24 protein-coding genes and 4 pseudogenes are annotated in these 24,936 nt (G+C 38.5%); 24 read left to right on the forward strand and 4 right to left on the reverse strand.

What is annotated here, in order from left to right; genetic code table 11:
• Positions 1–23 precede the first annotated feature (23 nt).
• Both GL301_RS02560 and GL301_RS02565 read left to right on the forward strand, forming a co-directional pair.
• A pseudogene (locus GL301_RS02560) lies at positions 24–398 on the forward strand (hydantoinase/oxoprolinase family protein); the annotation flags it as partial.
• 460 nt (positions 399–858) lie between these two features.
• Entirely contained in the window at positions 859–1,218 is a 360-nt protein-coding gene (locus GL301_RS02565) for a DUF3139 domain-containing protein (RefSeq protein WP_010958747.1), read from the forward strand.
• A 4-nt stretch (positions 1,219–1,222) separates the two neighbouring features.
• Here GL301_RS02565 and GL301_RS02570 read toward each other — a convergent pair.
• Positions 1,223–1,354: pseudogene (locus GL301_RS02570) on the reverse strand (HD domain-containing protein); the annotation flags it as partial.
• A 115-nt stretch (positions 1,355–1,469) separates the two neighbouring features.
• Between GL301_RS02570 and GL301_RS02575 the strand changes: the two are divergent.
• The 11 genes and pseudogenes from GL301_RS02575 to GL301_RS02625 all read left to right on the forward strand — a co-directional run bounded on the left by GL301_RS02575 (position 1,470) and on the right by GL301_RS02625 (position 10,234).
• Positions 1,470–2,030, forward strand: a complete 561-nt coding sequence (locus GL301_RS02575) for a TetR/AcrR family transcriptional regulator (RefSeq protein WP_003733207.1) — start codon at positions 1,470–1,472, stop codon at positions 2,028–2,030.
• Between the two features lie 109 nt (positions 2,031–2,139).
• The gene (locus tag GL301_RS02580; protein ID WP_003727311.1) at positions 2,140–3,840 is read left to right on the forward strand and encodes an oleate hydratase; all 1,701 of its coding nucleotides are present in this window, start codon (positions 2,140–2,142) and stop codon (positions 3,838–3,840) included.
• 150 nt (positions 3,841–3,990) lie between these two features.
• Positions 3,991–5,094 carry a dual-specificity RNA methyltransferase RlmN gene (gene rlmN / locus GL301_RS02585; protein WP_003725208.1) on the forward strand — a complete coding sequence of 368 codons (1,104 nt, stop codon included), beginning with the start codon at positions 3,991–3,993 and terminating at the stop codon, positions 5,092–5,094.
• A gap of 89 nt (positions 5,095–5,183) precedes the next feature.
• Positions 5,184–5,663, forward strand: coding sequence for a GyrI-like domain-containing protein (locus GL301_RS02590; protein WP_003725209.1), 480 nt, complete (start codon positions 5,184–5,186; stop codon positions 5,661–5,663).
• Between the two features lie 157 nt (positions 5,664–5,820).
• Positions 5,821–6,186 carry a heme oxygenase IsdG gene (gene isdG, locus GL301_RS02595; protein ID WP_003721271.1) on the forward strand — a complete coding sequence of 122 codons (366 nt, stop codon included), beginning with the start codon at positions 5,821–5,823 and terminating at the stop codon, positions 6,184–6,186.
• 127 nt (positions 6,187–6,313) lie between these two features.
• A pseudogene (locus GL301_RS02600) lies at positions 6,314–6,682 on the forward strand (DNA double-strand break repair Rad50 ATPase).
• Positions 6,679–7,980 (forward strand): annotated as a pseudogene (locus GL301_RS02605) (T7SS effector LXG polymorphic toxin). Before GL301_RS02600 ends, GL301_RS02605 begins: the two co-directional pseudogenes overlap by 4 nt.
• A 12-nt stretch (positions 7,981–7,992) precedes the next feature.
• Positions 7,993–8,370, forward strand: a complete 378-nt coding sequence (locus GL301_RS02610; protein ID WP_003725698.1) for a hypothetical protein — start codon at positions 7,993–7,995, stop codon at positions 8,368–8,370.
• 233 nt (positions 8,371–8,603) lie between these two features.
• The gene (locus GL301_RS02615; protein ID WP_003727310.1) at positions 8,604–9,179 is read left to right on the forward strand and encodes a nitroreductase family protein; all 576 of its coding nucleotides are present in this window, start codon (positions 8,604–8,606) and stop codon (positions 9,177–9,179) included.
• 64 nt (positions 9,180–9,243) lie between these two features.
• On the forward strand, positions 9,244–9,414 hold the full coding sequence (rpmF, locus tag GL301_RS02620) for a 50S ribosomal protein L32 (RefSeq protein WP_003730546.1): 171 nt from the start codon (positions 9,244–9,246) through the stop codon (positions 9,412–9,414).
• A gap of 91 nt (positions 9,415–9,505) precedes the next feature.
• Complete coding sequence (locus GL301_RS02625) at positions 9,506–10,234, forward strand: NUDIX domain-containing protein (protein ID WP_003731251.1); 729 nt, start codon at positions 9,506–9,508, stop codon at positions 10,232–10,234.
• A gap of 36 nt (positions 10,235–10,270) precedes the next feature.
• Here the strand turns inward: GL301_RS02625 and GL301_RS02630 are convergent, their stop codons facing one another.
• Positions 10,271–11,164, reverse strand: a complete 894-nt coding sequence (locus GL301_RS02630; protein ID WP_010958748.1) for a LysR family transcriptional regulator — start codon at positions 11,162–11,164, stop codon at positions 10,271–10,273.
• 197 nt (positions 11,165–11,361) lie between these two features.
• Between GL301_RS02630 and GL301_RS02635 the strand changes: the two genes are divergently transcribed.
• The 3 genes from GL301_RS02635 to aroD all read left to right on the forward strand — a co-directional run bounded on the left by GL301_RS02635 (position 11,362) and on the right by aroD (position 15,155).
• Positions 11,362–13,356: an NAD(P)/FAD-dependent oxidoreductase gene (locus GL301_RS02635; protein ID WP_003725702.1), complete on the forward strand. Its 1,995-nt coding sequence runs from the start codon at positions 11,362–11,364 to the stop codon at positions 13,354–13,356.
• A gap of 99 nt (positions 13,357–13,455) precedes the next feature.
• A complete protein-coding gene (locus GL301_RS02640; protein WP_003725703.1) occupies positions 13,456–14,331 on the forward strand; it encodes a shikimate dehydrogenase in 876 nt (291 codons plus the stop codon).
• Between the two features lie 65 nt (positions 14,332–14,396).
• On the forward strand, positions 14,397–15,155 hold the full coding sequence (gene aroD / locus GL301_RS02645) for a type I 3-dehydroquinate dehydratase (protein WP_003727308.1): 759 nt from the start codon (positions 14,397–14,399) through the stop codon (positions 15,153–15,155).
• Between the two features lie 68 nt (positions 15,156–15,223).
• On the opposite strand, the gene GL301_RS02650 is transcribed toward aroD, so the two are convergent.
• Together GL301_RS02650 and GL301_RS02655 are read right to left on the reverse strand one after the other, a co-directional pair.
• Positions 15,224–16,132: a LysR family transcriptional regulator gene (locus tag GL301_RS02650; RefSeq protein ID WP_003734782.1), complete on the reverse strand. Its 909-nt coding sequence runs from the start codon at positions 16,130–16,132 to the stop codon at positions 15,224–15,226.
• A 74-nt stretch (positions 16,133–16,206) separates the two neighbouring features.
• Positions 16,207–17,967 carry a CocE/NonD family hydrolase gene (locus GL301_RS02655; RefSeq protein WP_003731252.1) on the reverse strand — a complete coding sequence of 587 codons (1,761 nt, stop codon included), beginning with the start codon at positions 17,965–17,967 and terminating at the stop codon, positions 16,207–16,209.
• A 191-nt stretch (positions 17,968–18,158) separates the two neighbouring features.
• Between GL301_RS02655 and GL301_RS02660 the strand changes: the two genes are divergently transcribed.
• The 8 genes from GL301_RS02660 (at position 18,159) to GL301_RS02695 (ending at position 24,909) form a co-directional block, all read left to right on the forward strand.
• Complete coding sequence (locus GL301_RS02660; protein ID WP_003725707.1) at positions 18,159–18,752, forward strand: SGNH/GDSL hydrolase family protein; 594 nt, start codon at positions 18,159–18,161, stop codon at positions 18,750–18,752.
• A 185-nt stretch (positions 18,753–18,937) separates the two neighbouring features.
• Complete coding sequence (locus tag GL301_RS02665) at positions 18,938–19,897, forward strand: DMT family transporter (protein WP_010958749.1); 960 nt, start codon at positions 18,938–18,940, stop codon at positions 19,895–19,897.
• A gap of 74 nt (positions 19,898–19,971) precedes the next feature.
• Complete coding sequence (locus GL301_RS02670; protein WP_003721282.1) at positions 19,972–20,196, forward strand: DUF896 domain-containing protein; 225 nt, start codon at positions 19,972–19,974, stop codon at positions 20,194–20,196.
• Positions 20,197–20,362: 166 nt separating this feature from the next.
• A complete protein-coding gene (rpiB, locus tag GL301_RS02675) occupies positions 20,363–20,812 on the forward strand; it encodes a ribose 5-phosphate isomerase B (RefSeq protein WP_003725709.1) in 450 nt (149 codons plus the stop codon).
• Positions 20,809–21,477 carry a ribulose-phosphate 3-epimerase gene (locus GL301_RS02680; protein ID WP_003734785.1) on the forward strand — a complete coding sequence of 223 codons (669 nt, stop codon included), beginning with the start codon at positions 20,809–20,811 and terminating at the stop codon, positions 21,475–21,477. The genes rpiB and GL301_RS02680 overlap by 4 nt, the downstream gene beginning before the upstream one ends.
• 6 nt (positions 21,478–21,483) lie before the next feature.
• Positions 21,484–22,134, forward strand: coding sequence for a transaldolase family protein (locus GL301_RS02685; RefSeq protein ID WP_003734786.1), 651 nt, complete (start codon positions 21,484–21,486; stop codon positions 22,132–22,134).
• A 108-nt stretch (positions 22,135–22,242) separates the two neighbouring features.
• Entirely contained in the window at positions 22,243–24,303 is a 2,061-nt protein-coding gene (locus tag GL301_RS02690) for a BglG family transcription antiterminator (RefSeq protein WP_003725712.1), read from the forward strand.
• A gap of 3 nt (positions 24,304–24,306) precedes the next feature.
• The gene (locus GL301_RS02695) at positions 24,307–24,909 is read left to right on the forward strand and encodes a KpsF/GutQ family sugar-phosphate isomerase (protein WP_003725713.1); all 603 of its coding nucleotides are present in this window, start codon (positions 24,307–24,309) and stop codon (positions 24,907–24,909) included.
• Positions 24,910–24,936: the final 27 nt, after the last annotated feature.

Consider the following 24,936-nt stretch of genomic DNA (forward strand, 5'->3'; position numbering starts at 1 on the left):
TTTTCCATATTTTCCCTAGCAATTCCAATTTTGCTGAGACAGTTTATAAAAAAATTACTGAAATGGCCGAAGATGCGATTGATAAAATGAAAACCAATTCGAGTGGTGTAAGGCTAGTTCTTGTTGGCAGTGGTAGTGTGATTATTCTAGACGAAATCTCTGGTGTTGCAAAAAATTTCCGCGATAAAAATGGCCCAGTCGCCAACGCAATCGGCGCATCTATTTCGCAAATCAAGCGGGATGAAGCGCTGCAAGATGCCGAGCAAAAAGCGAGAGAACAACCAACCTTAGCCGGCTCAGTGACTGACTCGATTGAAGTAGTGGAAGAAATCCCATTGGTGCATCATCTGGCTAATGCGCCCAGATTGCGCATGAAAGTTGTGGGGAATTTGGTTTAAGGGAAGTAAATAGTGGAGCATTCCGGTCATTTTTTATAAAGTAATCCTACGTGTTATAAAAATACGGTTTATACACATGGAATTATAGTTCTATATGAAATAGGTTATTTATTAGAAGGATTAAATGGCTTATTTTATTTTTTAATGTATAAAATTATGTATATGGACACAAGTTGTGTTATTTTGAACATAAATTTAAGTGAATCAATTCTTAATGTATTGATTTTCGTCTAAAATAGGTCGTTCATGACAAGAATCGGACATTTCATTACATTTTTGGTTATACATTCATTTTCTATGCTATGGTTTTAGTAGGAACAACTATTGTGGTAAAGGAAGTAAGCCTGTAGTACATGTATTTTCTTCATTAGTTTTCCTGTATGATTTACCAAACTATTTTTCAAAAAGGCAACAAGTGAAATACTTTAAATAAATCTCATGCCTTAGGAAGTGTAGCTAAATGAAAAAGTATAAAAAATGGTGGATAACAATAGGTATCATATTCCTACTTAGTGTTATTGGATATGTTTATTGGTTTGCGATTCCCAAGAATACAGCGAATAAAGCAGTGGGTAACTATCTAGCAGAACAAAAAATCAAATCTAATCAAATTGAAACTAGAGTGATAAAGAAAGATTGGAAAATGGGTGGTTATCTTACAAAGATAGTTTTTAAAGATGATCCAAATCTAAAGTATGAATATAGCTATGATGAAAGATACGAGTTTCCGCATCATATTTATGTCCTTGTTTTTAAAGATGGCTCGAGTCAAGAGGACGATCAAGTGAAGCATCCACCACTACAAGAGCAAAATGATTAAAACAAAAAAGCATCACGCCAATCGAATAATCAAGCCGGCTAAGGTCCCAAAGTGAATTTACTAAATAACTTGAGACACCTTAATGCACGAGAGCTAGTCGAGAAGACAAAAAACTTTGGATTAGTTCAACTAAAATCTGTCATTTTCATTCAAGGAGATAATAAAGCACCAACATCTCCCATGCTTTCCCTAGCAATTCCAACCCCACCTGAGATACAATTAACCCAAACAAACGAAACGAGGCGGATGCCATGGCGGAATCACTCATTACTAAAAAAGCGATTGCTGGTGGGCTGATGGAGCTTTGTCAGCATAAGCGGTTTGAAAAGATTAGTATTGCGGATATCACGAATATTTGTGGACTTAATCGGCAAACTTTTTACTATCATTTTACAGATAAATACGATTTGCTTACTTGGACGTATGAAAATGACTTTTTCCATTGTTTGGCGGATGGGATTACGCTTGGAAATTGGGATAAGCATGTGCTGAAAATGCTGGAATCGATTAAAGAAAATGCTGATTTCTATAAAAATACGGTTTCGGCGGATGCAAGTATTCTTTCTTTTTGCTTTTCTAAATTAACGAATTCGCTGTTTATGGATTTATTTGAGAAAATTGATACGAATGGAGCCGTGAACGAGGCGGACCGGGTATTTTATGCGGAATTCTTTTCTTACGGATGCTCGGGTGTACTGATTAAATGGATTACGCGCGGTTTTAAAGAGGCACCGGAAACGATTGCGAACCAGCTATTTCGACTTGCAAAGGATACGGAATTTTTAGCAAATAGCATGTACCGCGAAAACTAGACAATATGGCTAATTTGTCTAAAAACCAGACATAAGCGTTCTTTTGCCCAGATTAAAAGCGAACGACAAGCGGTATACTATCTGTATCAAGAAATTGGAGGAGATAGTGATGAAAAATAAAAAACGTACGCTAGTCGCTCTAACTGGGGCTGCAATTGGAACAGGTATTGCCGCAAAGAAAATTTCTGAACAAAAGGCCGCTGAAAAAGAACGGGCAGTGGATGAAGCAATTAAGGCGCGCTATTACGGCGACAAACAAGTGTATTTCGTCGGTGGCGGGATTGCTAGTTTGGCGGGGGCTGTTTATTTAATTCGTGATGCCAATTTTGATGGGAAAAATATTCATATTATTGAAGGTATGCATATTTTAGGCGGAAGTAATGATGGAGCTGGAAGCGTGGAACATGGCTTTGTTTGTCGCGGTGGTCGGATGTTGAATGAAGAAACTTATGAAAATTTCTGGGATTTATTTAGTAGTATTCCGTCGCTTGATATGCCGAACTTTAGTGTTACTGAAGAGATTTTGAATTTTGACCATTTACATCCAACCCATGCGCAAGCGAGATTAGTTGATAAAGATCGCAATATCCTCGATGCGCATTCGATGGGATTTAATAATAATGACCGGATGTTGATGACGAAACTGCTCGCTACTCCGGAAGAAAAACTGGATAATTTAACGATACGTGATTGGTTTGACGAACACTTTTTTGAAACGAATTTTTGGTTTATGTGGCAAACCACTTTTGCTTTCCAAAAATGGAGCAGCTTGTTTGAATTTAGACGTTATATGAATCGGATGATGTTAGAATTTAGTCGGATTGATACGCTGGAAGGTGTAACAAGAACCCCTCTAAACCAATACGAAAGCTTGATTTTACCTTTAAAAACATTTTTAGATAAACACCATGTTGATTTTACAATTAATCAAACGGTGGAAGATATTGATTTCAAAGATGCGCCTGGAATTACAGCGACAGCACTTCATTTATCGGATGGATCCACTATCAAACTTGGCCCAGATGATGATGTGATTATGACGAATGCTTGTATGACAGATAGCGCGACTCTTGGTGATATGAATACGCCGGCACCAAAACCTGAAGAAAAACCAATTTCTGGTGAGCTTTGGTACAAAGTCGCTCAAAAGAAACCAAATTTAGGCAATCCAGAGCCATTTTTTGGTCATGAAGAAGAAACAAACTGGCAAAGTTTTACCGTCACTTGTCATGGTGATAAATTATTAAAACGCATTGAACGCTTCACAGGGAACATTCCAGGAAGTGGTGCGCTCATGACTTTCAAAGACTCTAATTGGTTAATGAGTACTGTTGTTGCCGCACAACCTCATTTTAAAGCGCAAGATGCAAACACTACGATTTTCTGGGGTTACGGATTATATCCAGACCGCGTGGGCGATTTCGTGAAAAAACCGATGAAAGAATGTACTGGGGAAGAAATTTTATATGAATTAATGTGTCATTTGAACTGGCAAGACGATTTTGAAGAAATTAAAGCGGATATTATCAATGTAATTCCGTGCTATATGCCATATATTGATGCGCAATTTGAACCACGGGCAATGAGTGATCGTCCGGCCGTTGTTCCAGAAGGTAGTACAAACTTTGCGATGATTAGCCAATTTGTAGAAATTCCAAAAGATATGGTTTTCACTGAAGAATATTCCGTTCGCGCTGCTAGAATCGCCGTGTACACATTGCTTGATATTGACAAAAAAATCTGCCCAGTAACACCACATAATCGTGATCCAAAAGTGCTAGCGAAAGCAACCCAAACCATGTTTAGATAAAGTGAAAAAGTAGCTATTTGTGACAGAATAGCTACTTTTTTTGTGCGAGACAGGACAAACGGCTGATATTTACGAAATAGCATTGCTTGTGAACCATAAAACAGCTATAATCTTTATAGACGAAAACAAGACCTGAAAAGAGGCTGAACAATGGAAAAAAGCTCCATTTATGGATTAACATGGACAAAATTAACAGAATGGCTAGAAGCACACGGTCAAAAGAAATTCCGCGCAACACAAGTGTGGGACTGGCTTTATAGAAAACGTGTCAAAACTTTTGAAGAAATGAGTAACGTTCCAAAAGAAACAATTGAACTTTTAACAGCGAATTTTGTGATGAACACTTTAGAAGAACAAGTGGTACAAGAATCGACAGATGGCACAACGAAATATTTATTTAAGCTGAGTGACGGGAACTTAATTGAAACCGTGATGATGAAGCAAGAATATGGCTTGTCGGTTTGTGTAACGACTCAAGTTGGTTGTAATATCGGCTGTACTTTTTGTGCGAGTGGGCTTTTGAAAAAAAGTCGCGACTTAACCGCTGGCGAAATTGTGGAACAAATTATGAATGTGCAGCATTATTTGGATGGACGTAATTTGGAAGAACGCGTGAGTCACGTGGTTGTAATGGGAATCGGGGAACCGTTTGATAATTACGATAATGTGATGGATTTCTTGCGTGTGATTAATCATGACAAAGGCCTCGCAATCGGCGCGCGCCATATCACTGTTTCGACAAGTGGTCTTGCACCGCGCATTATTGATTTTGCCAATGAGGATTTCCAAGTTAACTTAGCGATTTCCCTCCATGCGCCGAACAATGAACTGCGGACGAGTATTATGCGTATTAACAAGACCTATTCAATTGAGAAATTGATGGAAGCAATCCATTATTACGTTAACAAAACTAACCGCCGAATCACGTTTGAATACATTATGCTAAAAGGTGTAAACGACCACAAAAAAGAAGCGCTCGAACTGGCGGCACTTCTCGGAGAACATCGCCATTTAGCTTATGTTAACTTGATTCCTTACAACCCGGTGGATGAGCATATCGATTATGAACGTAGCACAAAAGAAGACGTACTCGCTTTCTATGATACATTGAAGAAAAATGGTATTAATTGTGTTATTCGCCGCGAACACGGGACAGATATTGATGCTGCGTGTGGGCAACTTCGTAGTAAACAAATCAAACGAGTTGGCGTGCGCGAACGGATGAAACAAAAACAAGCAGCAGCGGAAGAATAATAATTCAAACTATCTGGTTTCCATTTGGAGATTGGATAGTTTTTGTTTATACTTAAAGTACCGAAAGCAATTGAAGGAGGACAAAAATCATGGAAGTAGAAATTGTCGAACGAAATGCTTTTACAGCTGTGGGGAAAAAACGAACTTTTTCGGTTGAAAACGATGCGCAAAAAGAAAAAATCAGCCAATTTTGGCAAGAAGCAAACACAAATGGCGATGCCGAACGAATCAACGAATTAGCTGAATTTGCAACAATTGATGGTATTTTAGGCGTTTGTAAAATGAACGGCGACAAAATGGACTATTATATCGCGATTGAATCCGAACTCACTCCACCAGCAGACATGGAAAAACTAATCATCCCAGCAAGTAAATGGGCCATCTTCAAATCAGTCGGCCCACTACCAAGCGCAATCCAAAAAGTGTGGGAATACATTTACGGCGAATGGTTCCAAACAAGCAACTACGCGCACGGAAACGCTCCAGAACTAGAAGTCTACACAGAAGGTGACACAACTGCCGCTGATTATTATTCGGAAGTTTGGATTCCGGTGGTTGAAAAAGAATAGCAAACTAAAGAACAAATTTCATTGATTGTGAAATTTGTTCTTTTTAAATCCCACTCCAAGCCCATTCCCTAAAATTGACATTGAGAATCATTATCAATATAATGGAAGGAACCAGCCTATTATACATACAATACAATTATCCAAGGGGGATTTAAGAATGATTATTGTAACTAATACGATTAAGGTAGAAAAAGGCGCAGCAGAGCACGTTATCCGTCAGTTCACAGGCGCAAATGGCGACGGACATCCAACAAAAGATATTGCAGAAGTAGAAGGCTTCCTAGGCTTCGAACTATGGCACAGCAAACCAGAAGACAAAGACTATGAAGAAGTAGTCGTAACAAGCAAATGGGAAAGTGAAGAAGCCCAACGCAATTGGGTGAAAAGCGATTCCTTCAAAAAAGCACACGGCAGAACAAAAGACACTAGAGAACAAAGAGAAGACCGCAAAGGCATCGTAGGAAATGCAATCGCTCGTTTTGAAGTGGTTCACGTGCAAAACCCTGTGATTGTTGAAAAATAAGAAGTGAATGAACAAGCCGTTTCGAGGTAGATGGCTTGTTTTTTTGCGCGCTCGAATTTTCAGATAATTATTGAATTTTTATATCTTATGCGGTATATTAAGAATAAAAAAGCAGGGATGGATTTAAGTGGATTCAAACAACGAGAAATTGAAACAACAACTACAAACCCTCCAAAAACAACAAAAAGATGCGGAATAATCCTTAGATATGCTCAAACATGAACAAAATGAGTGAATTTGGCTAGAAGAAGATTTTGAGCGGATTTGTTACGAAGAACGCGAGTCTTTGGAGTTGATGAGAGAAGTCTGGCAAGGCGATCAAGCTCGCAATTTCGGCTACTATTTAGAAGACCTCCAAGCAGACGAGAAAAATAAATGGTGCCAAACCTTTCAAGCTGAGGAAGAAAAACGCCAAGAAAAAATAAATACATACCAAAAAAACATCTACCAATTGGAAAGTAAACAACAAGATATACAAAAGGAGTTGTTCCAGTGAGCCGAATCGACATCGGAGAAATACAAGATTTTGCATTCCAACTACGCGCAGCCAACCAAACAGGAAGAAAAATCATCCAAGGCGTCAAAACCACCGTGACAAACTACGTAGAAGATGGTAGTTTAAAAGGGAAGGCCGTGGAAGCGTCCAAAAATTACTTTCAAATGACATACATTCCACTCTGCGACACGATAATCGAGGCAATGAATGAGAGTGAGGAAAGGTTGAAGCGGTATATCCAAGACTTTCACGACCAAGTAGACCTTTCTCCTAATGCTAAAATTGATGCAGATGGTTTATATGAACTCGGCTAAATGATTGACCGCATTGAAAGCAAAAAAGAAGCACTGTACCAACGAATGAACAGCAGTACAGAAGGCCAAATGCAAACCTATCGTTCCCAGTTAGCAACCGCATATAAGCAAGAAAATATTTTAGAGAAATATCTGGCTTTTGAACAAAGTCATGGGGCTTTTTTCGACCATTTGACGGATTTAGTGCAAGGTATCCAGCAAACTGTTCGAGAGTTACAATCAAATATCCAGTTTAATAGTCAAACGGGCAGCTATGATTTAAGTAAATTAAATTTTGCCACTGTGAACCGAATGCGAAAAACGCTAGGAAAAGCGAGTGCCACTGATACGACAGTCTATAATTTTGCGAGTTATAGCAAAGTAAAACAAGGCGTTATGTGGATTCTTTCAAAAGATGGGAAAGTGGATATTAAAGCAACGGAGGCTTATAATACAGCCAGTTTTAACGGTGAGCTACCAAAAGAAAGTAACCAAGCCACGGAAGAAGGCGAGTTGTTAAAAGCCACACTAGAATCACTGAAGCAAAATAAAGATCCGATAACTGGTCAAGAAATAAGCAAAGCTCAAAGTTTTGGGATTTTAACCTCACTTGTTTTTGGCTACACGACGAAAGGGTATCAAGGGAAGAAACTGACAATATCGAAAAATACATTGATAAAATTGAGACAAGCTGATAAAACGGTTATAGAAAGGATTAAGAAAACTAGCAGAATTGACTATGAAGAAATTGTTAAAAAAGGTAGTAAAATGCCTAAACACATCATCGTGGAAAACAAACAAAGTCTTCCGGGAAAAGCTATGCCCAGTTCCTCGGCTGATTTGTTAAATCCTGATGGAAGTGTAAAACAAAGAAGATATTATGATGAAAAGGGCAGAGCTAAAGAAGATATAGATTTTAACCATTCAGACGACGGAACTCACGAATTTCCACATAGACATGAGTGGGATTGGGATAGAAAACCGCCAAGAAAGCCATCTAAATAAGGAGTGTTAATTATGAAAAATACAGTTCATGATAGCGAAATATTGTCTTATCATGCAGATTTTGAGAATTCTCAATTAATCATGTTTGTTAAGGATGAAGAAAACAGAAAATATAAAGTCATATTTGAGGGGCTTCTAACTTTCTGCTTTGAACACCAAATGTCTAATAGTATCATTTTAGACATAGTAAAAGGAGAGGTTAGCAGCTTTATAAGTGAGAAGTCAATTTTACTTTCTGAAGGCAAAAACTATTTTTGGCCACTAGATTATGAAAGTGAGGACGAACTACTAAATTATTTAAACGAGAAAAAATTAAATTATTATGAGTTACAAGCTTCATATGGGTTAAACGGTTGGATATTATGTTCTCACTATCATATTGAATTATAGTTATTTTCTAAGAAATATGGTGAGATAGAAAGCGGGAAATAAATGGTTTTATTTGAAAAAACATATTATGAATCAGCCATAGAATTAGAAAACAGGTTTTGGTCTATAGAGAATCATCTGAACAAAATAAACACATATGCTAAACCCCAAAAGCCCCTTTACTAGCAACCCACAAACCAATCATGCTATAATTCTCTAAATGATAACGTTTATCATTTAAGGGGGAATTAAACATGATTGAAAAAACAATTATGGAACGTCGTAGCATTAAAAAAGCGAACGACGCGCCAATTTCAAGAGAAACGGTGAACACCATTTTAGAGCAAGCTGCCTATGCGCCTTTTCATAGCAAAGTAGAGCCGTGGAATGTATACGTGCTGCATACACTTGCTGAAAAAGAGCGATACATCGAGAAAATCATCGAATTTAATGAGCGCGAACAAGGGGTTAGTTTTTCTGAAGCAGAGATTGCGGATTTAAAAGCAGGCTATGCGAAGAAAATTATTACGCCGCCATATTTACTCATTGTGACGACGAATATTATCGGTCACGGGAAAAAGGATTTCGAATCAATCGGGGCAACTAGTGCATTTATCCAAAATATCCAATTACTTGGCTGGGAAGCGGGAATTGGGATGATTTGGCGGTCGAATAGATTTATTTTTGATGCGAAGTTTGCGGAAGATTTAGGTATCCCTTCTGAGCAAAAAATTGTTGGAACCTTGCATTTAACTAGCTTAGCGGAAGTGCCAGAAGCAAAACCGCGTCGTCCTTTGAATGAATGGGTGAAGAATTTAGCCGATTTGTAAGATTGATGTTTCGTGTGATTAGCGTTACAATGATACAAGTGTAAGAAATAAGGAGGCGAGCAAGATGGCAGTTCCAGCTAGACGTACGTCCAAAGCGAAGAAAAACAAGCGCCGTACGCATAAAGGCTTAACAACACCAGGTTTGAGCCGCGATAGTGAAACAGGCGAATACCGTATGTCACACCGCATCTCACCAGACGGCACTTATAAAGGTCGCACAATTATCGAAAAATAAGAGGATTTGTTCCAGTGATTGGAACAAATTCTTTTTTTTGTGATACTATAATGGAAAGAGCTAAATACATAAAAAGGAGTCTGATTTTGACATGACAGAAGAATTTGTGAACAAAGAAGATGCGCTGAAAAATTATAATGCAAAAGAGTTTCGTACACCAGATGGCTATACGAGCGATATGATTTTAACTACAGTAAAAGAGTTGAACGGGAAACCAACATTACATATTTTATTAATTAAACGAAGCCTTACAAACGCAGAAGGAAAACCAAATATGGAAGGCGGAAAATGGGCGGTTCCGGGCGGATTTGTCGATGAAAATGAATCTGCGGACCAAGCTGCCGAGCGTGAACTAGAAGAAGAAACTAGTTTGACTGGTATTCCGTTGATTCCGTTTGGGGTATTTGATAAACCGGGTCGTGATCCGCGCGGTTGGATTATTTCGCGGGCATTTTATGCGATTGTGCCACCAGAAGCTTTAGAGAAACGCGCGGCTGGGGATGACGCGGCGGATATCGGCCTATTCTCAATGACAGAAGCTTTGGAACTGCCACTTGCTTTTGACCATTTAGATATGCTTAAAAAAGCGTATAGTGCGATTACGGAAGAGTTTTTACTGACAACAGCAATTCGTGATTTCTTGCCAGAAACTTTCTCAGCCGAACTACTTTACCAAACGTTAGATGGTTGCACGAAGCCAGGTATTTTGCCGGATGAAGTAGAATTTATGGAGAATATCGAGTATTTACCTTATTTAGAAAAAGTTGGTGAGTTATACCGATTTAATGCGGATGCTGAAGCAGGAAGTATTTATTTTTAATAGAAAAGGAGCCACCGATTTGGTTGGCTCCTTTTTTTATAGGAAATGCTTTTTACCATAACGTAATGCGAAATCTTTAAAAGCCTTGGAAGCAGGCGAAATGTAGTGGTTTTTCAAACTTGCTAGATAGATAAAACGATCGTGTTTTGGTTCGTTGATGGATAATACTTTGACATTGTAGTGTGCTAATGAGGAGATTTTTGGCATGATAGAAATACCGTAATCAACACTCACAAGCCCAACCATTGCGGTATCCTCCTCTACATAACAGCCGATTTTAGGTTGAATATTTATTTCCGCAAAAAGAGAATCAATAAGCGGTCTCAGCCCACTGGTGTCAGAAAAGAAAATATACGAATAATCTGCGGTGTCTTTTAAATCAATCGAATCATATTTGGCAAGTGGGTGGTTTTCGGCAACGACAACAACTAACTCTTGTTTTGTTAATGGTAAAAACTCAATATCAGGTTCATTTTCGACGTAGGAGCAAATCGCTAGGTCGAATTTTTCATTTTTTAAATCAGGGATAATTGATTTAGTGGCACCTTGGAAAAAGGAAAATGTGATGTCTTTATGGCTTTCGACTTTGGTGAAATTCTGGACGAGCTCTGGAACCGTATGGGCGCCCATGGTGTAAATAAACCCTAAATCAATATTTCCGTGCGATGGGCTCGTTAATTCGTGTAAAAGTTTTTCACCTTTTTCTAGTTCGGCGAGGGATTTTTCCACATAAGTTAAATAAAAGCGACCGTATTTAGTTAAACGAATATTGCGGCCTTGTTTTTCAAATAAATAGACACCAAGTTCTCGCTCAAGTTCTGCGATAGAATGGCTTAAGCTAGGCTGGGTAATGGAGAGTTCGGCGGCTGCGATCGTGTAATGCTCTTTTTCAGCTAGTTTTTTAAAATAGTATAATTGACGCAAATTCATGAAACTACCTCCTCGGAATGCCTTGATAACTCTATTGTAAGCGATTGTATAGAAAAAATCTATGGATAAATCGAAAAATATACATTAGATTAATAATTATTCCTGACTTATAATGAAAGAGAAATAAGATTGTGCATTATTGAACGTGAATAATGTAACAAATCATTTGCTGAGATTATAGTCGCAGGAGGCTTATTATGACAGATTATCCGAGTATTTTTGAACCATTAACTGTAAAAAGAATGACCATTAAAAACCGTGTGATAATGCCACCAATGGGGACAAACCTAGCTGGATTAAATGGCGAATTTTTAGAAGAACATATGAATTACTACGAACAACGCGCAAAAGGTGGAACAGGTCTAATCACTATTGAAAACGCTTGTGTAGATTTTCCTTATGGGACAAACGGAACAACGCAACTTCGAATCGATAATGACCAATACATCCCTGGATTTTACAAATTAACAGAACGTCTTCATAAACATGGAACTTGTGTATCCATCCAAATCAACCACGCTGGTGCATCAGCTTATCCAGCACGTTTGAATGGACTTCAACCAGTTTCCGCGTCAGATATTCCATCTAAAAAAGGTGGTACTGTACCGCGCCCGCTTACGGTAGAAGAAATTTATGAAATCGTCAATAAATACGGTGATGCAGCTAGACGTGCCCAACAAGCTGGGTTTGATGCAGTCGAAATCCACGGCGGACACTCGTACTTACTATGCCAATTCTTATCGCCACTTTATAACAAACGTACGGATGAATTTGGTGGCTCGCCTGAAAATCGCGCCCGTATCGTCAAACTAATTTTGGAAAAAGTCCGCGCGGAAGTTGGTCCATTTTTCCCAATCGTACTTCGTTTTAGTGCAGATGAATTTACAGAAGGCGGCAACCACTTAGAAGATATTTTGGAACTGCTAGATTATTGCCAAGAAGAAGCGGATATTTTGAATGTATCAGCGGCAATAAATGACAACCTATACTTGCAAATTGACCAAATGAACTTGGAAGATGGCTGGAGAAGCTACCTTGCAAAAGCGGTGAAAGATAAATTTAACAAACCAACGATTACTTCCGGTAACATTCGCAGTCCAAAAGCGGCAGAGAAAATTTTGTCAGAAGGATATGCGGACTTGCTTGCGATGGGACGTGGCTTAATCGCTGAGCCTAACTGGGTGAACAAAGTGGCAACTGGCCAAGAAGACATGCTTCGAAAATGTATTTCTTGTAATATCGGTTGCGCGGATCACCGAATTTCCAAGTCGAAGCCAATCCGTTGTACGGTGAATCCTGATATTATTCATGAAGATAAATACAAAGAAACAAAAGTGACTCGTCCGACCAATGTTGTCGTAATTGGCGGCGGAACAGCAGGGCTTGAAGCAGCTTGTACGGCGGCCGAAGTTGGCTGTAACACAACGCTAATTGAAGCGAGTGAACAAACTGGTGGCTTGGCGCGTGCCATTGCCAACCTTCCAGACAAAAGTAGAATTGCCGATTTCCCTAATTATTTAGCGAACCGAGCAGAAAAATTAACCAATTTAAAAGTTATTACAGGCACTAAAGCTGATACTGCGCTTATTGATACATTTAATCCTGATGTGGTAGTCAATGCCACAGGATCCAAACCATTACTTCCACCGATTAAAGGTTTGCATGACGTGATTGACAAAGAAGGCAGTAAGGTTCATTCGATTTTTGGACTTATTTCAAATATCGATGACTTTACCGAATTTAGTAACAAAAAAGTTGCAGTTATCGGCGGTGGTGCAGTTGGACTTGATGTGGTCGAGTACTTCTCAGAACGCGGCTCGGATGTTACAATTGTAGAAATGATGCCACTTCTTGGAAAAGACTTAGATATGATTACACGTCTTTCGATGATGGACATTATCGAGAAGAATAATGTTGATGTGCAAACAGAAACTGCATTAACCGAAGTAGCAGCGGATCATTTCAAAGTGAAGCACGACGGAGTAGACGCCGAGATTCCATTTGATTACGGCTTTGTCTGCCTAGGAATGCGACCAGAACGCCCACTTATGGAAGAACTTGCGGCATACGGAAAAGAAAAACAAATTGAAATCGTAAATATTGGCGACAGCGCTGCGACAAGAAAAATCTTGGAAGGCGTTCGCGAAGGAAGAAATATTTTAACTACATTAGAAAAAATTGGCTCTTTGTAATCCGAACTGGCAAGGCGGAGTCCGTCTTGCCACATTCGCTCTTTATATAAGTTCACATTTTCACAAATAAACCTTAATTTGGAAAGGAACGATGTTATTATGACAAACAAAATCACAGAAAGAATTACAGGACACACAGAATTAATCGGTTTAATCGCCACTCCAATCAGACACAGTTTATCACCAACAATGCATAATGAAGCTTTTGCAAAACTCGGGCTTGATTATGTATACCTTGCTTTTGAAGTTGGAGACAAAGAACTGAAAGATGTTGTACAAGGATTCCGCGCAATGAACTTACGCGGCTGGAACGTTTCCATGCCAAATAAAACAAATATCCATAAATATTTAGATAAACTTTCTCCAGCAGCTGAACTTGTAGGGGCAGTAAATACAGTTGTTAATGATGACGGCGTGTTAACTGGACACATTACAGACGGCACTGGTTATATGCGTGCATTAAAAGAAGCTGGACATGATATTATCGGCAAAAAAATGACGATTTGCGGCGCTGGTGGTGCGGCAACAGCTATTTGTATCCAAGCTGCTCTTGACGGCGTAAAAGAAATTTCTATTTTCAACAGAAAAGACGATTTTTACGCGAATGCAGAAAAAACAGTAGAAAAAATCAATTCGAAAACAGATTGTAAAGCACAATTATTTGATATCGAAGACCACGAACAATTACGTAAAGAAATCGCAGAAAGTGTTATTTTCACGAACGCGACTGGCGTTGGGATGAAACCTTTCGAAGGCGAAACGCTTTTACCAAGTGCCGATATGCTTCGTCCAGAATTAATCGTTTCGGATGTTGTCTACAAACCAACTAAAACTAGATTGCTTGAAATCGCTGAAGAACAAGGCTGTCAAACACTTAACGGCTTAGGCATGATGCTTTGGCAAGGTGCGAAAGCTTTCGAAATTTGGACACACAAAGAAATGCCAGTTGATTACATTAAAGAAATCCTATTTTAAAAACTTGCAAAAGAACAAGGTTATCGCTAATCTTAAGACATAATATCGAATGAGGAGAATTATACATGAATAAAGTAGTCGTAAAGAATGTTACGTTTGGTGAAGGTGCGCCAAAAATTTGTGTACCAATGGTCGGTAAAACGGTTGCTGCGCTTAAAGAAGAAGCAGAAATGTTACAAACAATCGATTTGGACGTTGTCGAATGGCGCGTTGACTTTTTTGAAGACGTCAAAGATTTAGCTAAAGTGGAAGCTGCGCTAGATGAAATTCGCACAATTTTACCAGAAACACCGATTTTATTCACTTTCCGCAGTGCAAAAGAGGGCGGCGAGTTAGCTGTCGGTGACGAATTTTATTTTGAATTAAATGAAACACTAGCTAGCACTGGCAAAATTGATTTAGTTGACGTGGAACTTTTCAATGAAGAAACGGATGTTTTACGTTTAATCGAAACAGCCCACAAAAACAATGTAAAAGTAGTTATGTCGAATCATGATTTTGATAAAACACCTGCGAAGGAAGAAATCGTTTCTCGCTTAACTCGCATGGAAGCACTTGGCGCGGACCTTCCGAAAATCGCCGTCATGCCAAAATCTGCTGGAGACGTACTAACTTTACTAGATGCAACGAATACTGTATCTGAAAAAGCTAATCAACCAATCATTACGATGTCGATGGCGGGAACTGGTGTCATCAGCCGTCTTGCTGGCGAAGTATTTGGCTCCGCAATGACATTTGGCGCTGCGAAAAAAGCATCGGCTCCTGGGCAAATTGATGTTAATGAGTTACGTCACGTTCTTGATTTACTGCACAAACAATTTTAATAAATACTAAAAAAGTAGCAAGTTTCTTTGATGAAAAGAAACTTGCTACTTTTTTTATCCAGAATGAATTATTTTGTTAATAGACTGCTTTTTATAAACGAAAATAATTCTTGAAGCAGTGTAATTTCGCTCTGTTTATTAATGGCTGCGACAATATTTTGGTCATTCCGTTCTTCTTGAATATCCATAATTTTAATATTGTACTTATCTTCTAATGTTCCATCATTCATGCCGGAATACAAAAAGGCTAATCCTTCTCCAACAGATGTCATTGCTAGTCCTTCATCCAGATCTTTTACATACGAATTCGCTTTTAAATTAAAACCATGTTTAGTACATTGACTAACAACATAGTCTACAATGATGGGAGACTGTTTTCTTTCGAGCAAAATAACTATTTCTTGCTTCAAATCATTAAAATATACTTTTTTCTTTTTCCGGAATCGATGGTCCGCGGGTATAGCAATTTGCAAATGATTTTTTATAAATAATACTTCTTCTATAGACATATTCGGCTGGAAATAAGCGGATAAATTAAAAACTAAATCATATTGCCCATTAGAAAGACCTTCAGCTAAATTCATTGGTGTATCCGGTTTTAATGAGAATTGAACATGTGGATGACTTTGCTTGAATGATTCGAGCAGCTCATACATTGCGTTCATATTGAAATTCGAGAGATAACCCATCTTTAATAATTGTCCAGCTTCATCTGCTGTTTTTTGATTATCAAACATATGGGATAGCTTGTTGACTCGATTTAAAATATCATTTACTTCTATTAAAAATTGTTGACCTGCACTTGATAACTCCAGCGAATGACGATTCCTAATAAACAGTTCTACACCTAATTCTGTTTCTAATTCTTTTATTCGTCTACTAAGGGTAGGCTGTGAAATAAATAATTTTTCAGATGCTCGGGTAAAACTTCCTTCCATAGCCACATCAACAAAGTATTTCAAATTGGATAACTTCATAATTGCTCCATTCAATGAAAGATTGTAAATAGTAGCTTTAGTATAAAGTTATTAGACTCCATTGACAAGCTTTTCTATTTGTTGATTATTGGTAGCTGAATATAGGATGGGTGCTCTTTACTCGTATGAAGGATATGCATACCTTTATTATTAGGTGTGCATCCGGGCGTTCCTGGCATTACTGAGCCAAGTTCATCTTTGCTACTCACGACTACTCTGAGTGTTTCACCTGCTTTATAAGTTAGACCAATGGGACTCAAAATAATGTCTAGTTCTACAATTTCTCCGGAAGAGAGTTTTTCTACTTTGTCAAAGCTATAAGCAGGAATTTCATCTGTTGAAACTTGAGAATCTAGTTGTCGCATGGATGCGCGAAGTCTTCCCCAAGCGCCTTTATAGCGTAAAGCAGATGCCCCTTCTTGTGTGAAATCCTGAAGTGCGGCCCCGTGATTTGGTACGACAAATTCACTTAGTACGTTGCCGAATTTATCTAGCTTTTGAAGCCAAACAAAAACATCCAAGTCATCGTAACCATCTACTTCCATAAATAATTTTGCTTTTGGATAACCAACAAAATGCGTTTCTTTGTCAAACGTCATTTGGAACGATGCTCTCCCTGGCAAGTTTTCAGTAGTATAGGATACTTTAAAATCATCTGAAGTAGGTGTTTCTTGTAAAGTACGTAATAGGCCATTCATATAATAACGTTTGTTTTCACTATTGGTAGGTGGAAAAACTTCGGATGGTAAGTCAGTTTGATTGCCACCTTGAAAGTCAATTAATGCATAGCGCACAGTTGGTGTATCTGTCCAATTATTTTCCTTGCCAAGTAAATAATAATCAAAAAAGCGTCGCAATTCTTCTACGTTATTTTCGTCATAGTAATATGGCCATTCTTGGCGATCATGAATACGAAGCCATTTTTCTTTAGAACCAAGTGAACGCCAAGAACGAAATGTACCCATTGTGTGAAGCGTATTAGAATAACTTGCAATAACAAAAGCTGGTATTGTAATTTTACTTGGATCTGCAACTTTGTCTTTCCAAATAGCACTATCAGCTAAAGGATATGCTTCCATTTCCTTTGTTAAATCTTCTCTTTGCGAATTTTTAGCACTGACATGGTTGATTTGCAAACGCTCAATAAAATTAGGATCTGGAATGCCTCCAATAAAAGCTAAGTCACGATAACCATCTGCTAATCCTTCAGTAGGATTGATACATGTTAGGTGAGGAGGCTGCTCAGCTGCAATATACCACTGGGAAAAGGCTAAATAAGATGTTCCTGTTAGAGCTGTTTTTCCATTACTCCAAGATTGCTTAGCTAACCATTCAATTAAATCATAGCCATCTTCAGCTTCTTGAGAGCCAATCATTGTAGTATTACCCTCACTATGAGCAATGCCACGCATGTCAGGATTACAGACAGCGTATCCATGTGCGCACCAGTATGCTGGATCAGGTGCTTCAAATTTAGTAAGGCCAGAATTCCAGGCATTCCCCATTCCTAGCATATTAAATAGATTTTTGTATCGAGGAGCTGTTCCAGCACTTTTTCCATAAGGGCTCCAGGCGATAAGAGTAGGAACTTTTTCTTCTGTTATTGGTAAATAAATATCGGTATAAATGGTTATACCGTCACGCATCTTAACTGGTACATCTTTTAACATTTTAATGGAACAATCCAGTGGTTTGAAACCTTCAGCAATTTGTTGTCCTTTTTCTAAAATGATTTCTTTTGTTTCGAATGGACTTAGCACTCCATGCTCGATGCCATTATCCACGTATTCAAAAGAAGGGCTGAAAAGCATTTTTTCTGTTATTTTTGCAGTCATATAAATTACCTCCGATTATTTTTTTAATAAGTTTTAACACTTTTAAGTATAGGTAGTATCGCGAGGTCTGTACAATTGTAATTTTGGATAATCTCTCCTAAAAAAATAAGCTATGCAAAAAATGAATACAACTAAATTGAAGTTTTTTTGTTATAATAAGGCATCAGGAATTTTAAAGGAGACGGAACTAAATGAAGAAGTTGCTTTTTTTAGGTGATAGTGTGACAGATGCGGGGCGAGATTTTGAAAATGACCGCGAATTAGGACATGGTTATGTGAAAATAATTGCAGACCAGCTTGAGCAAGAAGATGTAACGGTTATAAATCGTGGCGTTAGTGCGAACCGTGTGGCGGATTTGCATCGTCGTATTGAGGCGGATGCAATTTCACTTCAACCAGATGTAGTTACGATTATGATTGGGATAAATGATACGTGGTTTAGTTTTAGCAGATGGGAAGATACTTCGGTGACGGCGTTTAAAGAAGTGTATCGTGTGATTTTGAATCGGATTAAAACAGAAACAAATGCGGAACTCATTTTGATGGAGCCGTTTGTATTACCATATCCGGAAGATCGGAAAGAGTGGCGTGGTGATTTGGATCCAAAAATTGGAGCTGTGCGCGAACTTGCGGCAGAATTTGGTGCAACGCTTATTCCGCTTGATGGGCTAATGAACGCCCTCGCTATCAAACATGGGCCGACCTTTTTAGCTGAGGACGGGGTGCACCCGACCAAAGCAGGACATGAAGCAATTGCCTCTACTTGGTTAGAATTTACAAAATAACGCTTTACAGAAAAAATTATCCATGCTATAGTTGGGTCTATGCGATGAGCCTACAAGCAGTGACTTAAGTATCACTGCCCCATTTTCCGCGTTATAGCTTTGTGGAAGGCTGCGGAAGATGACGCTATGAAATGCCCCTTAAAGTAATTTAAGGGGCATTTTTCTATAAAAAAGGAGTGTTTGTTTTGCAGAAAGAGAAAGCACCGATAGGACTTTATTTTTTATTAATTGCAGTGATGGCGAGTTGGGGTTTTAATGTCACGATGACGAAAGTATTAGTTAGCTATTTTCCGACTGTTACGATGACATCTTTTCGAATTTTCACCGCAGCTATAACCGTTATTATTATTTTATTTATCACAAAAAAATTACGTCTGCCTACAAAACGGGAATTTGGTTTAATTTTTCTCGCGAGTATTTTTAATATTGTTATTCATCATTTTTTCTTGTCGAACGGGTTGAAGCTGACGACTGGGACGAATGCTGGGCTTATTCTTGGTTCTGCGCCGATTGTGGTGGCGATTTTTTCTGTGGTTTTTCTCCGTGAACGAATTGGAGCTTGGCGTGCGCTCGGCTTTTTAGCAGGGATTTTTGGCGTGAGTTTGGTTGTTCTTTCAAATGGGACGGGGATAAGCGGGATTTCACTGGGAGATATCGACATCTTTATCGCGATGGCTTCTCAGGCATTTAGTTTTATTATTATTAAAAAGCTCGCTGGATCAATGGACACGGGGCTGATGACTGGATATATGCTATTTCTTGGTTCGGTTATGTTGTTTGGTTTAAGTCGCTTCATGGAGCCGGGTGGCATGTCAGAATTAGTGGCGGTTCATTCATGGAAACTGTGGCTCTTGTTTGTTGTTTCAGCTGTAGTTGCAACGGCATTTGGCAATTTCGTTTATAATTATGCGGTTGGGAAAATTGGGCCGTCACGCTCGGCTATTTTTATGAATTTCAATCCATTATTTTCACTAATTGGCGCATTACTTTTCCTTGGAGAAGCAATTAAAATCCCCCAGCTAGTTGGCTTCGGTTTTATTATTATTGGCGTCCTACTTGGTTCGGGCGCATTAATGGATCTTATTTATGAACGCAAAAAAACAAAAGTACGCGATCCTGAAAAACTGCTCGAAAAAGAAGTTTGACTTTTGTTGACCTTTATATTATAATTTGGTTAGTTACTTATTAAAAGTAACTAGATAATGATAGGAGGGATAGCATGAAATTGTTATTAAAAAATATTAATGAACTTGCTGCAAAACAAAAAAGTGAAGGATTAACTGCTTTTGAAAAAGAAAGACAAGCTGCCCTTCGTCAAGAATATTTGAAAAAAATTCGAGGAACTGTTCAAGATAACTTACATCACGTAACAATCATTGATCCACTTGGAGACGACGTAACTCCTAAAAAACTAAAAGAAATCCAAGCCGAATTAAGAGGCTGATATAAGTCATAGAAGGTTGAAAGAGCTCATTGCTTTTTCAGCCTTTTTTTGTTGATAGAGCTAATTTACCATCTTGCGGATTCGAGTAGAGAAAAATGGTGCCGAACAGTTCTAACAGTTTGAGGAAGGCCGGTGCTACAATCAAGGTGAGAAAGGAGAGGATAACATGGAAATTGCAATTGCAGCTGACCATGGCGGATTTCAGTTGAAAGAAAAAATCCGCGCGCATTTAATTGAAAGCGGCTACACAGTAAAAGATTTTGGTTGTTATTCATTAGAAAGCGTGGATTTTCCAGAGTATGCCGCTAAAGTAGGACACTTTGTTGCAACCGAAAACAGTTTAGGTGTGCTCTGTTGCGGAACAGGGATTGGAATGTCTATGGCAGCCAACAAAATAAAAGGTGTTCGTGCTGCTGTTGTTTCAGATGCTTTTTCAGCAATGATGACGAGGCGACATAATAATAGTAATGTTCTTTGTCTTGGTGAACGTGTTCTGGGCGATAGTCTGGCGTTACTCTTACTTGATACGTGGCTTGCGGCAGAATTTGAAGGTGGAAGACATAATACAAGGCTCGCGAAATTGGCGGAGCTTGAGGAACCGGAGGAAGATAAATGAAAATGATTGCGGCTTCCATTATGTGTGCAGACTCGCTTCATCTCGCTGACGAACTTCGCGCACTCGAACAAGCAAATGTAAAAATGCTCCATTGTGATGTGATGGATGGTGTTTTTGTAGAAAATGCAGCAATGGGCGCCTATGTCCTTCAAGATATAAAAAACAATACAGATATGCTACTAGATATCCACTTAGCTACAGTGAACCCTGATAGATTTGTGGATTTGTATGCGGCGATAAAGCCGGCTTATATGTCTTTCCACGTAGAAGCTTCACCTGATGTCGATGCGACTATAAAGCATATTCGTGCGCTAGGAATCAAACCGTCCATCGCCATCAGCCCGGATACAGAGATTGAACAGATTTATCCATTTTTAGATAAAGTCGATATGGTTTTAATGATGACCGTTAACCCAGGATTCGCCGGACAAAAATTTCAGCATCATGTCCTAGAAAAAATCAAGAAACTTCAAAGAGAGCTTGAAAGTCACACCAATAAACCATTAATTGAAGTAGACGGTAATATTTTTGAAGAAACAGTTCGGTTGCTTGAACCAATTGGCGCAGATGTCTATGTCGTTGGAACAGCCGCATTATTTAACGACAAGGCAGGTAGTTATACAGAAAAATTGGCGCCACTCAGAGAAATTATCCAAGAAAGGTGAGGGAAAATGCATTTAGATTCAGCTAATTTAGAAGACGTGAAAAAAATTCAAGCCAGCTCCATTTTTAAAGGAATTACAACGAACCCAACCATTTTAGTAAAAGAAAAATGCAATCGACAAACAGCGATTAATCGTATTTTAGAACTTACGGATAAACAAGTTTTTGTACAAACAGTTGGTTTTAGCTATGAGGAAATTTTGGCAGATGCGCGCATGTTACTAGCGATGTTTGGGAAAGAAAAAATAGCTATTAAGATTCCGGCACATGAGGCTGGTATTAACGTGATCGATACACTCAAAAAAGAGGATAAAACCATTCAAATCTTAGGGACTGCTATTTATTCGGCTGATCAAGCAATCGCGGCTGCCTTGGCTGGTGCAGATTTTGTTGCCCCATATGTGAATAGGATGAGCGCAGCGAACATCGATCCTTTTAAAGAAATTGCTGGGATGCGTCACTTTTTTGATAAAAAGGCACTTAAAACACAAATTATGGCAGCGAGCTTTAAACATAGTGGGCAAGTAATGCAAGCCTACGAAAGTGGCGCAGATACGGTAACTATTCCTTATGAAATTTATTTGCAAATGACCAATAAAGTTTTAGCAGTAGAAGCAATTCGTGTCTTTAATAAAGATGCTACATTGTACGAAAAGTAACAATCTCCTTCTCATGTTGTGGAAGTGTGTGGAGAAAACTTGTGATGAAAGCGCATTCTTAAGCGCCAAACCCTATGCTATAATTAGGCTATCAAAGGGGGGAGACGCATGTATCTGGATAACAGAAGTAAAACACTATTTCAAGAAGTTATAAAAAATCCGAACATTACAAATAAACAACTCGAAGTAAAGTATAAATTATCGCGTTACCAAATCAGCTATAGTTTTCAGAAAGTAAACGAATGGCTCAAGTGGAAAAATTATCCAGAAGTAAAGCGTTCCAAAAACGGCCGATTTATATTAGAACCCGAGCTTACAGCGCTATTTTCTGAGAAAGAAACTCGAGATCCGAGCGTAGAATACTTACCTTCTGAAAATGAACGTGCCAATTTAATTTTGCTAATGCTTTTAACAGCAAAAGAAGAACTATCCCTCGCCCATTTTACAACGAAGATTCAAGTAAGCAAAAACACCATTCTTCGTGATTTAAAAGTAGCGCAAAAATTACTTCCTAAAGAAACAACTGTCACTTATAGTAGAGCATCGGGTTATCAGTTAGCAGGGAGTGAATGGGAACTTCGCAAGGTTCTGACACAAGTTGTAAGTAGTGTGAAAGAGATGTTCCGAGGAGAGCACTATTTCCTATCGTATTCAGGAATTGAAAAAGTCCAACTAATGGAAATTCGCCGCACACTCGAAGAAGCAGAAGCGATGATGCAAATAAAATTCACCTATGAGCAAATCGAATTATTACCCTATTTGCTATCCGTGATGTTCTTAAGAATCAGAGACCGGCGCTTAATCGACACTGCTTTTCATATTGACGAGAAATCACTTTCAGACACGCGAGAATACCACATCACCGATATTTTGCTCGAAAAAACTGGCCCAGTTCCAGAACAAGAGCGACTTTTCATCACATTACAACTTCTTACAACAAACATTTTTTCCGGCGAAATTTTAACTGAAAAATTAACAGAAGACTTGGAAAAAGTTGTCCTCACATGCTTAGACTTATTCGAGAAAAAAGCACTTGTTTCTCTTAAAAACAAACATATCTTAATCGAAAAATTACTCTTACATTTAAAACCAGCTTATTACCGAATTAAATATCAAATGAATTTAGAAGATACACTTTATGAAAAATTCAATCAAGAATTCGAGGCGCTTAACTTTATTGTGAAAGAAGCTTTTGACCCACTTGCGAAATTTATTGGTCGCGAAATTCCAGCCGGCGAAATTTTCTTCATTTCTTTGTTTATTGGGAGCGACATGATACCGCAAAACGATATTTATCATAAACAAAAACGTGCGATTGTGCTTTGTCCGAGCGGGGTTACTTTTTCAAAAATCATGGAAAATATTTTAGTGAAACTATTCCCGGAAATCCATTTTTATCCAACTATATCTGTTCGGGAATATGCCTTTTTTAAAGCAGAAGTTGATATTGTTTTTTCATCCATTCCGTTAAAAGATGGCGAAAATGTCTTTGTTGTTCAGCCATTTATGAATGATATCGAAAAAACGCAACTGCGGCAACACGTCTTGCAAAATTTATTTGGAATGGGAAACCAGCTCACGAGTATTGATAAAATCATGGAAGTAGTGGAACGTAACGCCGATATAAAGGATCCGAATGCAATACGAGATGGAATTATTGATATTTTGTCGGCTAACACAGCTACAGATGAAAATAAACGCGTGAAAAAAGTCTATTTACATGATTTAATCACCGAAGATAACATCATGATTTGTGAGGATGTTAAAAACTATCAAGAAGCGATTCGTCTAGCAAGTCAGCCGCTGTTACTACAACAAGCAATTACAGCAAACTATGTAAAGACCATGATTGATAACCATAAGTTCCACGATCCGTACATTATTATCGGTGAAGATATTGCCATTCCACACGCTATGCCTAATGCAGGGGTGAATCGACTCGCTATGTCTCTTTTAGTCGTGAAAAATGGCGTATATTTTTCAGAAACAGAGCAAGTTCATTTCGTAATAGTTATCGCACCAGTGGATAAAGAGCAACACATTGAAGCACTTTACCAAATCGTTCATTTAGCCGAAAATCACCAAATTTTAGACGATTTGCTCGAAAATGTAACCAAAGAAAAAGTCATGCAAACTATCAACCAATTAGTAATTAGAGAGGATGAATAAATTTTGGATAAACAAGCTATTTTAGATAATATTCACCAAACATGGCAAGAAGAAGCAAACGCGATTTCCCGTTTGCCGGAAGTAACAAGTGAAGAGGCTCTCGTTAAAACGGTTGAAAAAATCGCCGAGTGCACTGGGAAAATTGTCGTAGCTGGTTGTGGAACATCCGGCGTCGCTGCGAAAAAATTAGTACACTCTTTCAACTGCATTGAACGTCCAGCGGTCTTTTTAACACCATCAGATGCTGTACATGGAACTCTCGGTGTACTTCAAAAAGAAGATATATTGATTCTCATTTCAAAAGGTGGAAATACAGGCGAATTACTTAATTTAATTCCTGCTTGTAAAACAAAAGGAAGCACACTGATTGGTGTAACAGAAAACCCAGATTCCGTTATCGCCAAAGAAGCAGATATCTTTTTCCCAGTGAGTGTAAGCAAAGAACCAGATCCGTTTAATATGTTAGCAACGGCAAGTACAATGGCTGTTATTGCAAGTTTTGATGCAGTTATTGTTTGCTTAATGACCTATATGAATTATACAAAAGAGCAGTTTTCCGTCATCCATCCTGGTGGTGCCGTTGGAAACAAATTATTAAATAAATAAACAAGCAGCCAGTCGGAGGGATGCAAT

The organism is Listeria sp. LM90SB2, from assembly GCF_028867355.1.
Classification (GTDB): domain Bacteria; phylum Bacillota; class Bacilli; order Lactobacillales; family Listeriaceae; genus Listeria; species Listeria monocytogenes_B.

What these genes read in the sequence shown, in the direction of transcription:
- rpiB (WP_003725709.1), top strand. Translation starts at nt 20,363, where the DNA reads ATGGAAATTGCAATTGCAGCTGACCATGGCGGATTTCAGTTGAAAGAA.
- isdG (WP_003721271.1), top strand. Translation starts at nt 5,821, where the DNA reads ATGATTATTGTAACTAATACGATTAAGGTAGAAAAAGGCGCAGCAGAG.
- GL301_RS02630 (WP_010958748.1), bottom strand. Translation starts at nt 11,164, where the DNA reads ATGAATTTGCGTCAATTATACTATTTTAAAAAACTAGCTGAAAAAGAG.
- GL301_RS02685 (WP_003734786.1), top strand. Translation starts at nt 21,484, where the DNA reads ATGCATTTAGATTCAGCTAATTTAGAAGACGTGAAAAAAATTCAAGCC.
- GL301_RS02565 (WP_010958747.1), top strand. Translation starts at nt 859, where the DNA reads ATGAAAAAGTATAAAAAATGGTGGATAACAATAGGTATCATATTCCTA.
- GL301_RS02615 (WP_003727310.1), top strand. Translation starts at nt 8,604, where the DNA reads ATGATTGAAAAAACAATTATGGAACGTCGTAGCATTAAAAAAGCGAAC.
- GL301_RS02670 (WP_003721282.1), top strand. Translation starts at nt 19,972, where the DNA reads ATGAAATTGTTATTAAAAAATATTAATGAACTTGCTGCAAAACAAAAA.
- GL301_RS02635 (WP_003725702.1), top strand. Translation starts at nt 11,362, where the DNA reads ATGACAGATTATCCGAGTATTTTTGAACCATTAACTGTAAAAAGAATG.
- GL301_RS02680 (WP_003734785.1), top strand. Translation starts at nt 20,809, where the DNA reads ATGAAAATGATTGCGGCTTCCATTATGTGTGCAGACTCGCTTCATCTC.
- GL301_RS02580 (WP_003727311.1), top strand. Translation starts at nt 2,140, where the DNA reads ATGAAAAATAAAAAACGTACGCTAGTCGCTCTAACTGGGGCTGCAATT.
- GL301_RS02640 (WP_003725703.1), top strand. Translation starts at nt 13,456, where the DNA reads ATGACAAACAAAATCACAGAAAGAATTACAGGACACACAGAATTAATC.
- GL301_RS02610 (WP_003725698.1), top strand. Translation starts at nt 7,993, where the DNA reads ATGAAAAATACAGTTCATGATAGCGAAATATTGTCTTATCATGCAGAT.
- GL301_RS02625 (WP_003731251.1), top strand. Translation starts at nt 9,506, where the DNA reads ATGACAGAAGAATTTGTGAACAAAGAAGATGCGCTGAAAAATTATAAT.
- aroD (WP_003727308.1), top strand. Translation starts at nt 14,397, where the DNA reads ATGAATAAAGTAGTCGTAAAGAATGTTACGTTTGGTGAAGGTGCGCCA.
- GL301_RS02590 (WP_003725209.1), top strand. Translation starts at nt 5,184, where the DNA reads ATGGAAGTAGAAATTGTCGAACGAAATGCTTTTACAGCTGTGGGGAAA.
- GL301_RS02690 (WP_003725712.1), top strand. Translation starts at nt 22,243, where the DNA reads ATGTATCTGGATAACAGAAGTAAAACACTATTTCAAGAAGTTATAAAA.
- GL301_RS02575 (WP_003733207.1), top strand. Translation starts at nt 1,470, where the DNA reads ATGGCGGAATCACTCATTACTAAAAAAGCGATTGCTGGTGGGCTGATG.
- GL301_RS02650 (WP_003734782.1), bottom strand. Translation starts at nt 16,132, where the DNA reads ATGAAGTTATCCAATTTGAAATACTTTGTTGATGTGGCTATGGAAGGA.
- GL301_RS02655 (WP_003731252.1), bottom strand. Translation starts at nt 17,967, where the DNA reads ATGACTGCAAAAATAACAGAAAAAATGCTTTTCAGCCCTTCTTTTGAA.
- GL301_RS02660 (WP_003725707.1), top strand. Translation starts at nt 18,159, where the DNA reads ATGAAGAAGTTGCTTTTTTTAGGTGATAGTGTGACAGATGCGGGGCGA.
- rpmF (WP_003730546.1), top strand. Translation starts at nt 9,244, where the DNA reads ATGGCAGTTCCAGCTAGACGTACGTCCAAAGCGAAGAAAAACAAGCGC.
- rlmN (WP_003725208.1), top strand. Translation starts at nt 3,991, where the DNA reads ATGGAAAAAAGCTCCATTTATGGATTAACATGGACAAAATTAACAGAA.